This is a genomic window from Streptomyces sp. NPDC021019 (assembly GCF_044333295.1).
Classification (GTDB): Bacteria; Actinomycetota; Actinomycetes; order Streptomycetales; family Streptomycetaceae; genus Streptomyces.
Map to the genome: position 1 here is coordinate 1,254,499 of NZ_JBIRQR010000002.1, position 12,332 is coordinate 1,266,830.

Sequence of the window (12,332 nt, forward strand, 5' to 3'; positions counted from 1 at the left end):
TCACCGACGGGACGGTGAACGACCCCGCAAGTTTGGACCAGACCCGTTATGTTCTCGTGACCTGAAAGGAGATCGGGCCGCGTGGTGGAGCGGGCAACGGCCCCCTCCTCTCAGCACCCCTCCTCTCAGCCCCTCTCAGCTCCGCTCCTCGCCTCGCAGACGGGCGGAGAAGGAGAAGCGGTCGCCCCGGAACAGGGTCCGCACGCGCTCCAGCGGCCGGCCGTCGGCGTCCCGGGAGAGCCGGTGGATCAGGAGCATCGGCAGGGCGGGCGGGGTCCCGATGAGGAGGGCCTCGCGGGGGGTCGCGAGCACGGTCTCGATCCGCTCGTCGGCGTCACCGAAGGCGATCTGGAGGCGGTCGCGGAGGTAGGCGTAGAACGAGGAGTCCGGGTCGAACTCCGAGTCCAGGTCCGGGACGCGGGCGACCCCGACGTACGTGCTCTCCAGGCCGACGCGCTCGTCGTCGGCGAGCAGCACCCGCTCCAGGTGCCAGACCGGCTCGCCCCGCTCGACCGCGATCTCGGCGGCGAGGGCCTCGGGGCAGGGGAAGCGGTCCAGGCCGATGAGGTGGCGGCCCGGCCGACGGCCCTGGCGGCGGACGCCCTCGGTGTAGCTGGCCAGCGAGAGCGGCTGCTCCAGCTTGGGTCCGGCGACGACCGTGCCGCGTCCCTGCCGCCGCAGCCGCCCCTCCAGGAGGAGTTCCCGCAGGGCCTGGCGGACGGTCTCGCGCGCGACCTCGTGCCGCTGGGCGAGCTCCCGCTCGGTGGGCAGCAGCCCGCCCTCGCCCAACTCGTCCAGCAGCACCGCGATACGGGCCTTGACCGCGTAGTACTTCGGGATACGGCCGTGCTCGGGGATGCCGGAGCGGATCGGTGCGCCAGGTGCCTGGTCGTTCGGGTAGTCCACGGCCCGATGGTTGCAGACGCGGATGAACGGGCGGCGTTACGGGCTACGCCCCGGCCGCCGCCTCCGCCGGGGCCGGGGGCGGGCCGCACCACGGTGCCGTACGGCGACGGCCGGCCGCCACAGCCGGTCAGTCCGTGGTGCGGCGGGCCCTGCGGGCACACCCCAGCAGGGCGGCCCCGCCGAGGAGGAGCGCCCCGGCGGCGGCCCCGGTCCAGGCCAGTGACTCCGGTCCGGTGCGGGCGAGTTCGGGAAGCGGGCGGCCCAAACCGTCGCGGGGCGGGCGTCCGGGGCGGTCCTCGTCGGCGCCCCTGCCCTCCTCCCCGGTTCCGGGGCGTGTCGGCGGCCGAGTGCCGGGGCCGCGGTCCGGGGACGGGTCCCGGCCGGCGCCGGGGTCTGTGCGCGCATCGTCGCCCGGGTCCGTGCCGGCGTCGTCGCCCGGGTCGGTGCGGATGCCGTCGCCGGGGTCGGCGCGGGTGCCGTCGCCGGGGTCGGCGCGGGTGCCGTCGCCGGGGTCGGCGCGGGTGCCGTCGCCGGGGTCGGCGCGGGTGCCGTCGCCGGGGTCGGCGCGTTCCGGATCGGCGGGTTCGGGGCGTTCCGGCTGCGGGCTCTTCGACTGCGGTCTCTCCGACTGCGGGCGCTCGGACCGGGGCTGATCCGGTTCGCGGATGCCGCCCGTGGCGCCGTCGACGATCACGAAGGGGTACTCCTCCGACTCCCCCACCCATTCGCCGTCCTCGCGCCCGCCGCCCTTGGCCTTGTCCTGGTGGCGGCGCTGGACGACGGCGGCGTGGGCGGTGACCGGGCCGGGGGCGGTGTCGGAGGTGAAGGCCATCCGGACGCGCACGGAGACGGTTGCGCCGGCGGGAACGGTGAACCCGAGGAACGCGTCACCGGAGGCGTCGACGCCGGAGCCATCGGCATCGACATCGGGGCCTGTGGCTGTGCCTGTGTCCGTGCCCGTGTCTGTACCGCTCGATGTCCCCGCCTCGCCGTCTACCCCTCTCTCCGCCTTCTCGCGCCGATCGTCCGGCTCTCCGCCGAAGACGCCGATCTGCTCGTCGCGGTCGGTGCGCTCCCAGACGACCCGGTGCTCGATCCCGGGGCGGCCGGGCTCGGAGAACGCAAGCTGGATCTGGTCCGACGTCAGCCTGCGGTCGCGGTCGGTGAGGACGAGGACCGGGTGCAGGGCCCGGCAGGACGTGTCGGTGGTGTTGGTGAGGTCGAGGAACCAGGTGCCGTAGCCGCCGCCCGAGGCGTATCTGTCCGGGGCGTCCTGGATCCGGGTCTCGATGGGGAAGTCCTTGGCCTCCGGGTCGCCGCAGACCGGCTGCTGGTCGGCGGACCAGGAGGCCGGGGCGGGCGAGGACGTCAGGGCGGCGGCCTGCGGACCGCCCAGGAGCGCGGCGGGGACGGTGATCCCGGCGGCCAGCCCGAGGGCGGCGAGCGCACGGGCGTCGCGCAGCCGTGCGCAGGAGGTGGGGGGCATGGGGTCACCCTTCGCTGCTCGCGGCCGACCGGGGCGGGGGCCTCGGTGGTGGCCTTCGACACCACCACGCGCGCGCGGACTCAGAGAGTCGACATGCCGACTTGATTCATAGGATCACCCGACTGCATCTCCGTCTCGTTCCCTTCCCTGGACCGCTACCTGGACCGCTACCTCGACCCCTGCCTGTTCCTTGCCCTGTTCCCTGCCTCGTTCCCTGCCTCGTTCCCTGCCTTGCCCCCCCACCTGACTCCCCTGCCTGACTCCCCTGTCTGGCTCCCCGGCCCGCTGCCCGGCTACCTGTCCGGCCCGCGCCCGACCCGCCCGAACACCGGCGCGAGCACCAGTTGCGCCGCGCCCTCCGCGACCGGCCGGTCACCGCCCCGGGCGACCGTGACGGTCACGCCCGCGCCCGCCCCTCCCCGCGCGGCCCGCTCCTCGATCACGGCCCGGACGCCCCGTACGTACGCGTCCTCGTCGGCAGCCACCACCCTGCCGCCCAGGACCACCCGGTCGATGCCGAGCAGGCCGACCAGGTTCGCCGCGCCCGCGCCCAGGACCCGGGCGGCCTCCCCCCGGTCGCCGCGCGCCTCGGCGGCCAGGCACAGCGCCTCGATGCAGCCGCGTCCGCCGCAGCCGCAGAGCGGGCCGTCCAACTGGAGGGTCTGGTGGCCGAATTCGCCCGCCCCCGTCCGCGCGCCCCGGTGCACCTCGCCACCGAGGACCAGGCCGGCGCCGAGCCCCGTACCGAGGTGGAGGTAGGCGAAGTCGCCGCGCGGCTCGTCGAGCGACAGGGCCAGGGCGAGGGCGGCGGCGTTGGTGTCCTTGTCCAGCACCACCGGCAGCCCGGTCCGTTCGGCCAGGGCGGTGCGCAGCGGGTACCCGTCCCACTGCGGGAATCCGGTGACCCGGCGCAGCACGCCGTCCCGGTGGTCCAGCGGGCCGGGCACCGCGACGCCGACGCCGAGTACCGGTTTGTGCGGTTCGGCCGCGCACAGGTCCCGTACCGCGTCCGCCGCGTCGGCGAGGACCCGGTCCGCCGGAGCCCCGAGGTCGAGCGGCGCGCGGGTGACGGCGACCGGCCGGCCCGCGAGGTCGACGAGGACGGCGGTGAGCCCGTCGCGGTCCAGGTGGAGCCCGACGGCGAACTGCGCGTCGGGGACGAGCCGCAGCACGGTGCGCGGCTTGCCGCCGGTGGAGGGGCGCAGGCCCGCGCCGGCGGCGAGCCCGTCCTCCCGCAGCCGGGCGGTGATCTTGCTGACGGCCTGCGGGGTGAGGCCGGTGCCCTCGGCCAGCTCCAGCCTGCTGATGCCCTCCGCCCCGGCGGCCCGCAGCAGGTCCAGCACCAGCGCGGCGTTGTGGTGGCGCAACGCCGGCAGGTTGACCCCTGTCTGGGCCTTCGTACGGCTCCCGTTCACGGTTCGCTCCTCTTCACCGCACCATTGTGCCGGTCGCTTGCACTTTGGCAACAGCGTTGCTTAAGTGGAGCGCATGACCTCCAACGCCCCCAACGCCTCCGGCGCGCCCCTCCGCGTCGCCCTCGTCGGCTACGGCCTGGCCGGATCCGTCTTCCACGCCCCGCTGGTCTCCGCGACCGACGGGCTGGTCCTCGACACGGTCGTCACGTCGAACGAGGAGCGCCGGGCCGAGGCCCTCGCCGCGTTCCCCGACGTCCGCCTCGCCGCCTCGCCGGACGAGCTGTGGGAGCGCGCCGACGAGCTGGACCTCGTCGTGATCGCCACGCCGAACCGGACGCACGTCCCGCTGGCGACGGCCGCGCTGAAGGCCGGGCTGCCGGTGGTCGTGGACAAGCCGGTCGCCGGGACGGCCGCCGAGGCGCGCGAGCTCGCGGCTCTCGCCGAGGAGCGCGGGCTGCTGCTCTCGGTCTTCCAGAACCGCCGCTGGGACAACGACTTCCGCACTCTGGCCGGGCTGATCGCCGAGGGCGAGCTGGGCGAGGTGCAGCGCTTCGAGTCCCGGTTCGAGCGCTGGCGACCGCAGCCGAAGGGCGGCTGGCGCGAGTCGGGCGACCCGGAGGAGATCGGCGGTCTGCTGTACGACCTGGGCAGCCATGTCGTCGACCAGGCGCTGGTGCTGTTCGGCCCGGCGGTCCAGGTGTACGCGGAGTCCGACGTACGGCGCCCCGGCGCGGCGGCGGACGACGACACCTTCGTCGCGATCACCCACGCGGGCGGGGTCCGCTCGCATCTGCACGTCAGCGCCACCACCGCCCAGCTCGGCCCGCGCTTCCGGGTGCTGGGCTCGAAGGCGGGCTATGTGAAGTACGGCCTGGACCCGCAGGAGGCGGCCCTGCGCGAGGGCCTGCGCCCGGTGGCCGGTGAGCCGTGGGGCGAGGAGGACCAGGAGCTGTGGGGCCGCCTCGGCTCCGGCGAGTCCCCGCTGACGGGCGGCGGCGCCCCGGTCCGTACGCTGCCCGGCGACTACCCCGCGTACTACGCGGCCGTCGCCGCCGCCGTACGCGGTGCCGGCGACAACCCGGTCACCGCGCTCCAGGCCGCCGCCGCGCTGGACGTCCTTGAGGCCGCGCGCCGCTCGGCCCGCGAAGGCGTCTCCGTCACCCTTCTCCCCCACCACGACGAGGACCGGCGGGCGAAGGAGCAGCGCGCATGAGCACCGTCTCCCCCGCCGTCTCCGAGCTGATCGCCCAGGAGCGCCGGCTCACCCTCCCGCACTTCTCGTACGACGACGCGTTCGCGCTCGGCAGCCTGCTGGTCGCGCTGGCCAGGGAGCGGCACGCACCGGTCGCGATCGACATCCGGCGCGGCGCGCAGCAGCTCTTCCACGCGGCGCTGCCGGGTTCGAGTGCCGACAACGACGCGTGGATCGACCGCAAGCGCAGGGTCGTCGAGCGGTACGGCGAGAGCTCGTATCTGGTGGGCACCCGGTTCCGGGCGAAGGGCACCACGTTCGAGGAGTCCTCGCGCCTGGACCCGGACACGTACGCGGCGCACGGCGGTTCGTTCCCGATCACGGTGGCGGGCGCGGGCGTGATCGGCACGGTCACGGTGTCCGGGCTGCCGCAGGCCGAGGACCACGCGATGGTGGTCGAGGCGCTGGAGCGGTTCGCGGGGACGGCGGGGACCTGAGGAGCGTACGTACGGGGCCGGGGCGCGGTCACAGCGCTCCCCGGCCCGTTGCGGCTTACGCCCCCTTCAGCTCCTGGCGCTGCCGGCCGAGCCCCTCCACCTCCAGCTCCACCACATCGCCCGCCCTCAGGTACGGCTTCGGTTCGGGCTGCCCCATCGCGACCCCGGCGGGCGTGCCGGTGTTGATCACGTCGCCCGGGTAGAGCGTCATGAAGTGGCTGAGGTAGCGGACGACCTCGCCGACCGGGAAGATCTGCTCGGCCGTGGTGCCGTTCTGCTTCAGCTCGCCGTTGACCCAGAGCCGCAGCGGCAGGGTCTGCGGGTCGGGCACCTCGTCGGCGGTGACCAGCCAGGGCCCCAGCGGGTTGAACGTCTCGCAGTTCTTGCCCTTGTCCCAGGTGCCGCCGCGCTCGATCTGGAACTCGCGCTCCGAGACGTCGTGCGCCGTCGCGTACCCGGCGACGTGCGCGAGGCCCTGCTCGGCCGTCTCCAGGTAGCGGGCGGTGCGCCCGATGACGACGGCCAGCTCGACCTCCCAGTCGGTCTTGCGGCTGCCGCGCGGCACCAGGACCGTGTCGTCGGGCCCGACGACGGTGTCGGGGGCCTTGAAGAACAGGATCGGCTCCGCCGGGATCTCCGCACCCGTCTCGGCGGCGTGGTCGTGGTAGTTCAGCCCGATGCACACGATCTTGCCGATGCGCCCGAGCGGCGGGCCGACCCGCAGCCCCGTCGCGTCCAGGGCGGGCAGCACGCCGGGCGCGTCGGCGGCCGCCCGTACCCGGGCGAGCGCGGAGGCGTCGGCGAGCAGCTCACCGTCGATGTCGGGGACGATCCCCGACAGATCACGCAGAGTCCCGTCGCGGTCGAGAAGTGCGGGGCGCTCGGCGCCCGCCGTACCGACTCGAAGCAGCTTCAACGGTCCAACTCCTCTTGGTCGAGGTGGTGGCCCTCCGGCGGGTTGCGGCCGACGGAGGACTTGGCCGATCGTCCAAGAGTTGCGATCACTCCGCAAGACCTCGTTCACACACTGGACCGGCGTGGCGGGCGGACCGATCACGCCGCCGTGGTCACGGCGCTGCCGGTGACCGGCAGGTCGCGGTACAGCCAGGCCCGCTCGGCGGCGGTCCAGGCGGTCGTGGTGACGACGTACAGGGCGGCGGCCAGCGGCACGACGGCCACGGTGATCAGCGTGAAGAACGACATCAGGGGCATCACCTTCGCCATCGCGCCCATGCCGGGCACGGTCTGTCCGTCCGGGCCGGCGGCGGGCGTCATCGGGTTGGCGGCCAGCTGCCGCTTGGTGCGTGCGTAGGTGAACGTGGCGACGGCGGTGACGATCGCGAAGAGCCCGAGGTACACCCAGCCCTGGCCGCCGAACACGCCGCCGTGCGCCAGCGCGTCGTGCCAGCGCCCGCCGAGCGGTGCGCCGAGCAGGTCGTGGCTGAGCAGCGCGTTGGGCTCGCCGCCGATGGAGCTGCTGGAGAACAGGTGGTAGAGCAGGAAGAACGCGGGCATCTGGAGCAGGCTCGGCAGGCAGCCGGAGAGCGGCGACACCTTCTCGGCGGCGTGCAGCTCCATGATCGCCTTCTGCATCCGCTCCGGGTTCCTGCCGTGCTTCCTGCGGAGTTCGGCGATCTGCGGCTGGAGCCGGCCGCGGGCCTTCTGCCCGCGTGCGGCGGCCCGCGACAGCGGGTGGACGGCCAGCCGGACGATCGCGGTGAACAGGACGATCGCGGCGGCGGTGGACGCGGTCTGGAAGAACGGCTGGAGCAGGTCGGCGAGGGAGCCGACCAGGCTCGCGAAAGCGGACATGAAGGCGGACATGGGTGAGCCCTCCGGGGGTCTCGTCGTGCCGGGAGGTACCTGCGAGGAGGTACGGGGTGATCACTCGGCATGACGACCGGCGCGGGGGCACCGCCCGTACGGAACCTACGTACGCCAGAGACGCGGGAGGCGCGGGAGGTACGTACGGGAGGACGTGCGGGGGCGGTGCGGGTTCGCTACGCGGCGGCCGTCAGGAGGGCGTGCCCAGGTGCCCGGGGTCGCGTTCGGCCCCGGGCGTCGGGGTCGCGTTGCGGGAGGAACGCGGTGCGCTTCTCCCGGTCCCTGATGGCCGTACGGACCCGGGTGCGGGGCACCGGCGACGCGCAGCGGGCGCTGATGACGGAGCAGGCGAGGAGCGCGGATCCGGCGGCGGCGGTGGCGGCGAGCGCGACGGCGGCGGAGAGGCTGCCGCCCTCGGCGAGGAGGACCTCGGTGAGGAAGAGGACGAGGAGCCCGGCGGGCCGGAGCAGCCGGGCGAAGGCGCGGCGCAGGGCGTCGGCATCCCGCACGGTGCGCACCTCCTGCCCTTCGTCAGCGCCCCTGTGTGAGGCTCATTCCCACCGTACGAGCACGCGTACGGCACTCCGTTCGTTATACACGATGATCGGATGCGCCATCCGACGCGCTGTCGGATGCGCTTCGGGCGTCCCGGGCGGCGGCGAGGGGCTCGTCGTCCTCCCCCAGCGGATCTGGGCCGTCGTCCTCCCCCAGCGGATCATGGGCCAGCACCTCGGCGTCGGGCCGCGGGTCCGCGTCGCGGGGCCCGGCGAAGGTGACGGCGAGCGCGACGGCCAGATTGACGGCGAGGGCGACGAGCCCGGCGTTCACGCCTCCCACCGGATCGTTCCCGCTGAAGACGAGGACGCAGACCACCGCGACGCCGACGGCCAGCCCGCTGAACGCGCCCCGGAAGGTGAGCCGCCGCCAGACCAGTGCGAGCAGCACCATCGGCAGGAGCTGCGCCATGCCCTCGTACGAGATGAGGGAGAGGCGTACGAGGGTGTTGGGGGCGGTGTACGTGAGGAGCAGCGCGAGTGAGCCGGCGATGACCACGACCACCTGGGCGGCGGGCTTCTGCCGCTCGGCGAGACGCGGCACGAGCGACAGCACACTGCGCCCCCACATCGTCCCGATGACCAGCATGAAGATCGCCATGGGCACGATGGAGGAGAGCCCCGCGGCGACCCCGATGACGCCGACCGCCCACGCGGGCAGCGAGTCGACGACCAGCTTGAAGAGCGCGAGGTTCGACTCCGCGCCGGCCAGCCCCGGCACCACGAACAGGGCGGCGAGGCCGAGCAGCATCGGGACGAAGAGCAGGACGTTGTACGCGGGCAGGTACATGGCGTTGCGGCGCAGCGCGTCGGCGTTCCGGGCCCCGAGGTATCCGGCGACGGTGGTCGGGAAGATGACGACGGTCAGGGAGTTCAGGAACGTGGTGCTGATGAACCACAGCTCCCCGAACCCGCTGCCGCCTCCGTCCCCGCTCCCGCCGCCCCCGTGTCCCGGCAGGGTCAGCCAGTCGCTCTTCTCGGTGACGAGCCGGTCGAGGAAGGGCCCGTACCCGTCGAAGTAGTGCAGCGGGACGTACAGCGCGAGGAACCCGAGGGTGACGATGACCAGGACGTCCTTCAGCACGGACACCCAGGCGCTGCCGCGCAGCCCGCTGACCACGACGAAGCCGGTGGTGACGGCGAAGGCGGCGAAGTAGGCCCAGTTCAGGCTGACGGCCCCGTAGGAGATGACGGAGAGGACCACGCCCATGCCGGTGATCTGAAGCTGGATGTACGGCAGCAGGAAGACGGTGGCCAGCACCGCGACCACCGCGCCGAGCCAGGGCCGGCCGAAGCGGTGGGCGACCATGTCGGTGATCCCGACGAGGCCGTGCCGGCGGGCGTACCCCCAGAGCATCGGCCCGACGACGTACCCGATCGCGTACCCGCACGACATGTACGCGACGACGTACAGCACGGGCGCCCCGTAGTTGTAGCCCCAGCCCGCGGCCCCCAGATAGCTGAAGCTGGTGTAGCCCTCGCCCGCCATCAGCACCCAGATGAAGACGGGCCCCAGACTCCGTCCGCCCACGGACCACTCGGCGAGCCCGCCGCCCTTGCCGCGCCCGCGCAGGGCGAGGAGGCCGAGGGCGACGGTGGCGACCATGAAGACGGCGAAGACGGAGGTGGCGACGGCGGCGTTCACGTTCACGCGCGACCACCCCGGCGCCGGTCCCGGTCCCGGCCTCGGCGGTCCCCTCTCCGCGCGAGCCACACGGCGACCGGCGTGAGGAGGGTCGCCCCGAGGAGCCACACGAAGAGGAAGGGCACGCCGAACACGAGGGGCGTGGCCCGGTTCACCAACGGCAGCGCACCGAGATACAGGGCATAAGGGACGAGCAGCCACAACAACTGAGGGCGTCGTCTGATCACTCCGAACACCCGGGGACCCTACTCCCGGCAGCCCGGGGTCTCCGTCACCGCGGGCGCATCGAGGTGAGCTTCCCCCAGACGATGAGCCGGTAGCGGGAGCTGAACTCGGGGGTGCAGGTGGTCAGCGTGAGGTAGTGGCCGGGCGCGCTGTAGCCGACGGAGGTCGTGATGTTGCTGCGCGGCACGGGCGCGATGACCCCGCTGTCCGAGGGCGTGGTCCGCGCGAGACGTTTGCCGACGGTGTACGTGTAGACGGCGTCCCGGGTCTCGACGGTGATCCGGTCGCCGCTCCGCAGCCGGTCGATGCGCCGGAAGGGCTCCCCGTGGGTGTTGCGGTGCCCTGCCAGCGCGAAGTTCCCGGCCTGCCCGGCCTGCGCGGTGCGGGCGTAGTGCCCGACGTACCCCCGGTCGAGCACCCCGCCCTTGCCGGTTCCCTCGGCGACGGGGGCGGTGAGCCCGATCCGGGGGATGCGCAGCACGGCGTACGCCTGGTCCCAGCGGGGCGCGGGCCGGGTACGGGCGGGCGCTTCGGACGTCACCGGGAGGCCGGACTCCACCGGGGCGGCGGGCGCGGCCTCGGCCCCACGGCCCGAGGCCGAAGGAAGGGGGCTCCCCTGGGGGCTCCCCTCCGCCACCTCGCCGTCGACGACCGGCCCGTCCCACTCCCGCTGGAGGCTGCGCACGGCGCTCCCGGCATCGGCACGGGCCTCGCGGTTGGTCCACCACAGCTGGTGGACGACGAGGAGCAGCAGCACGACACCGAGGGTCACGACGAGCTCGGCCGACACCCAGAGCCCCCGGGCGATGAGCCGCGCCGCGCCCCCGCCACGGCTTCGCACGACCGGCCGCATCCGGGCCCCCCGAAATCGTGGACGCCCACGCCCCATTCGGTACCCCCGCCGCCGTCCGCGCACAGCACCCCACCCCCGCAGCATCGACGCCACCTCTCCGCTTCGCCCTCCTCCCGCCGCTTCACCCTCCTCGGCGCGCACGGCCCCGAGCCAGCCCGCGCGGCCCCGCGCGGCCCCGCACGGCCCCGAGCCAGCGCGCAAGGCCTCGCACCGACCCCGCAGAGCCCCGCGCAGTCCCGCACGCCCCGGCAACGGGCACTCCTGCGGGTCGAACAGGCCCCGTGCCCGCCGCACGGATGCCGCACAGCGAGCACGGCTCCGCACGCCGCACACGAGCCCCCGCACACGGGCCCCGCAGACGAGCCCGCAGACGACGGGCGCGGCCGCGCACACGACGCCGTACGGGCCTGGCGCGCACGGTAGGGGCAAACCTCACAACTCTCCAGACTTCTCCCCCTTCTCGTCCCCGTTCCCATCCCCCGTCTCATCCCCGCCCTCTCCTCCACGCCGCCGCCGTCCGGCAGTACCGTGTGGTCCATGCGCCCCGACACGCCTGCCGACCACACCACCGAAGCCGAGCGTCTGCTCCGCACCGCGGCGCAGTACCCCGAGGACCACGAACCGCTGGTCCTCCAGGCCGCGGCTCATCTGGAACTCGCGGGTGACCGCGCCCGCGCGAGCACGCTCTACGACGACCTGCTCGGGGCCCCCGAGGCCACCGTCGACAACCCGTACCTGATCAAGTCCCTGAAGGCGGCCAACCTCTGGGAGTACGGCCACGAGGCCGAGGCCCGGGCGATCATCGACGGCATCCGTGCCGCGGGCCCGCTGGACGCGGCACCGTGGCAGGTGGCCGCGGAGACCCTGGAGGCGCACGACGAGCTGGAGTCGGCGCACGACTTCCTCTCGACCGCGCTGACCCTGCTGCTGGCCCCCGGCGAGGAGGTCCCGTACGCCGTCCAGTCCCTGCTGACCGGCCGCCATCGGGTGCGCAGGCTGATGGGCCTGGACCACGACGCCTGGGACGAGCTGGCCGGCGAGCTGCACACGTCCCCGGTCCCCCTGGACGAACTCCACGACCCCAAGCGCCTGTGGTCGCTGGGCTCCTCGGACCCGGTCGAGCTGAAGGCCGAGATCACCCGCCTCCGCGCGGAGCTGGGCACCTACCGCACGGCGCTCTCCCGCCCGTTCCCGGTCGCCGTCCTGCACTGGCCCGAGGACGAACTGCGTGAACTGCTCACCGCGTACCCGGCGTTGACCGAGGAGTACGTGGACCGCGCCACGCACCTGGACCGCCTGGAGACCGCGCTGAGGGACCTCCACGCGACGGGCACCCCGAACCTGGGCATCGTCACGGGCACGGTCCCCTCGTACGAGGCGTTCGCCGCCTCCGAGGCCACGCCCCCGGCCACCCCCGGCCTCCTCCCCCAGTACGCCACCACCCTCGCCGCCCGGGGCCGCGCCATCCCCTGGCCCCCGTCGCGCACGGCTGCTTGCTGGTGCGGGAGCGGGGAGACTTATGGGCGGTGCCACGGGGTCTGAGACCTCGGTCCGGCGACCTGCGGCCCGGAACCAGGCGCACCAAGGTGCGGGGTTGCGGGCCGCGGTCGTGCGCGCCCGCGGCCCGTCGGCCGGGACGGTTCCCACAACGTTTCCCGGATGTCAGACCTTTCCCATACGATCACATTTCAACAGTCAACTCAGGGCCGACGTCCCCACACGGGCCCCGTTCACG

The 12,332-nt window shown here is 74.0% G+C and carries 12 protein-coding genes; 3 read left to right on the forward strand and 9 right to left on the reverse strand.

Annotated elements, in window-relative coordinates:
• Positions 1 to 135: 135 nt before the first annotated feature.
• From ACH4RG_RS16630 to ACH4RG_RS16640, 3 genes are all read right to left on the reverse strand, one after another.
• Positions 136 to 906 carry a GntR family transcriptional regulator gene (locus ACH4RG_RS16630; RefSeq protein WP_397917057.1) on the reverse strand — a complete coding sequence of 257 codons (771 nt, stop codon included), beginning with the start codon at positions 904 to 906 and terminating at the stop codon, positions 136 to 138.
• Positions 907 to 1,033: 127 nt separating this feature from the next.
• Complete coding sequence (locus tag ACH4RG_RS16635) at positions 1,034 to 2,392, reverse strand: peptidase (protein ID WP_398539718.1); 1,359 nt, start codon at positions 2,390 to 2,392, stop codon at positions 1,034 to 1,036.
• Between the two features lie 293 nt (positions 2,393 to 2,685).
• Entirely contained in the window at positions 2,686 to 3,807 is a 1,122-nt protein-coding gene (locus tag ACH4RG_RS16640; RefSeq protein ID WP_398160522.1) for an ROK family protein, read from the reverse strand.
• Positions 3,808 to 3,880: 73 nt separating this feature from the next.
• Between ACH4RG_RS16640 and ACH4RG_RS16645 the strand changes: the two genes are divergently transcribed.
• Together ACH4RG_RS16645 and ACH4RG_RS16650 are read left to right on the forward strand one after the other, a co-directional pair.
• Positions 3,881 to 5,020, forward strand: coding sequence for a Gfo/Idh/MocA family oxidoreductase (locus tag ACH4RG_RS16645; RefSeq protein ID WP_397917060.1), 1,140 nt, complete (start codon positions 3,881 to 3,883; stop codon positions 5,018 to 5,020).
• Positions 5,017 to 5,496 (forward strand): heme-degrading domain-containing protein, encoded by a 480-nt coding sequence (locus ACH4RG_RS16650; protein ID WP_397927960.1) that lies wholly within the window; start codon positions 5,017 to 5,019, stop codon positions 5,494 to 5,496. The genes ACH4RG_RS16645 and ACH4RG_RS16650 overlap by 4 nt, the downstream gene beginning before the upstream one ends.
• A gap of 55 nt (positions 5,497 to 5,551) precedes the next feature.
• Here ACH4RG_RS16650 and ACH4RG_RS16655 read toward each other — a convergent pair whose 3' ends face one another.
• The 6 genes from ACH4RG_RS16655 to ACH4RG_RS16680 all read right to left on the reverse strand — a co-directional run bounded on the left by ACH4RG_RS16655 (position 5,552) and on the right by ACH4RG_RS16680 (position 10,585).
• The gene (locus tag ACH4RG_RS16655) at positions 5,552 to 6,412 is read right to left on the reverse strand and encodes a fumarylacetoacetate hydrolase family protein (RefSeq protein WP_397917062.1); all 861 of its coding nucleotides are present in this window, start codon (positions 6,410 to 6,412) and stop codon (positions 5,552 to 5,554) included.
• 137 nt (positions 6,413 to 6,549) lie between these two features.
• Positions 6,550 to 7,320 carry a YidC/Oxa1 family membrane protein insertase gene (locus tag ACH4RG_RS16660; protein WP_398539719.1) on the reverse strand — a complete coding sequence of 257 codons (771 nt, stop codon included), beginning with the start codon at positions 7,318 to 7,320 and terminating at the stop codon, positions 6,550 to 6,552.
• A 176-nt stretch (positions 7,321 to 7,496) separates the two neighbouring features.
• Positions 7,497 to 7,829, reverse strand: coding sequence for a DUF6412 domain-containing protein (locus tag ACH4RG_RS16665; protein WP_397917064.1), 333 nt, complete (start codon positions 7,827 to 7,829; stop codon positions 7,497 to 7,499).
• 82 nt (positions 7,830 to 7,911) lie between these two features.
• The gene (locus ACH4RG_RS16670) at positions 7,912 to 9,519 is read right to left on the reverse strand and encodes a sodium:solute symporter (RefSeq protein WP_398539788.1); all 1,608 of its coding nucleotides are present in this window, start codon (positions 9,517 to 9,519) and stop codon (positions 7,912 to 7,914) included.
• Between the two features lie 2 nt (positions 9,520 to 9,521).
• On the reverse strand, positions 9,522 to 9,755 hold the full coding sequence (locus ACH4RG_RS16675; protein WP_398539720.1) for a DUF3311 domain-containing protein: 234 nt from the start codon (positions 9,753 to 9,755) through the stop codon (positions 9,522 to 9,524).
• A gap of 35 nt (positions 9,756 to 9,790) precedes the next feature.
• Positions 9,791 to 10,585, reverse strand: a complete 795-nt coding sequence (locus ACH4RG_RS16680; protein ID WP_398539721.1) for a class E sortase — start codon at positions 10,583 to 10,585, stop codon at positions 9,791 to 9,793.
• A 549-nt stretch (positions 10,586 to 11,134) separates the two neighbouring features.
• Here ACH4RG_RS16680 and ACH4RG_RS16685 point away from each other — a divergent pair.
• Positions 11,135 to 12,139 (forward strand): SEC-C domain-containing protein, encoded by a 1,005-nt coding sequence (locus ACH4RG_RS16685; RefSeq protein ID WP_398160514.1) that lies wholly within the window; start codon positions 11,135 to 11,137, stop codon positions 12,137 to 12,139.
• Positions 12,140 to 12,332 lie beyond the last annotated feature (193 nt).

Coding starts and splice junctions, on each gene's coding strand:
- ACH4RG_RS16635 (WP_398539718.1), bottom strand. CDS start 2,392: ATGCCCCCCACCTCCTGCGCACGGCTGCGCGACGCCCGTGCGCTCGCC.
- ACH4RG_RS16645 (WP_397917060.1), top strand. CDS start 3,881: ATGACCTCCAACGCCCCCAACGCCTCCGGCGCGCCCCTCCGCGTCGCC.
- ACH4RG_RS16685 (WP_398160514.1), top strand. CDS start 11,135: ATGCGCCCCGACACGCCTGCCGACCACACCACCGAAGCCGAGCGTCTG.
- ACH4RG_RS16650 (WP_397927960.1), top strand. CDS start 5,017: ATGAGCACCGTCTCCCCCGCCGTCTCCGAGCTGATCGCCCAGGAGCGC.
- ACH4RG_RS16660 (WP_398539719.1), bottom strand. CDS start 7,320: ATGTCCGCCTTCATGTCCGCTTTCGCGAGCCTGGTCGGCTCCCTCGCC.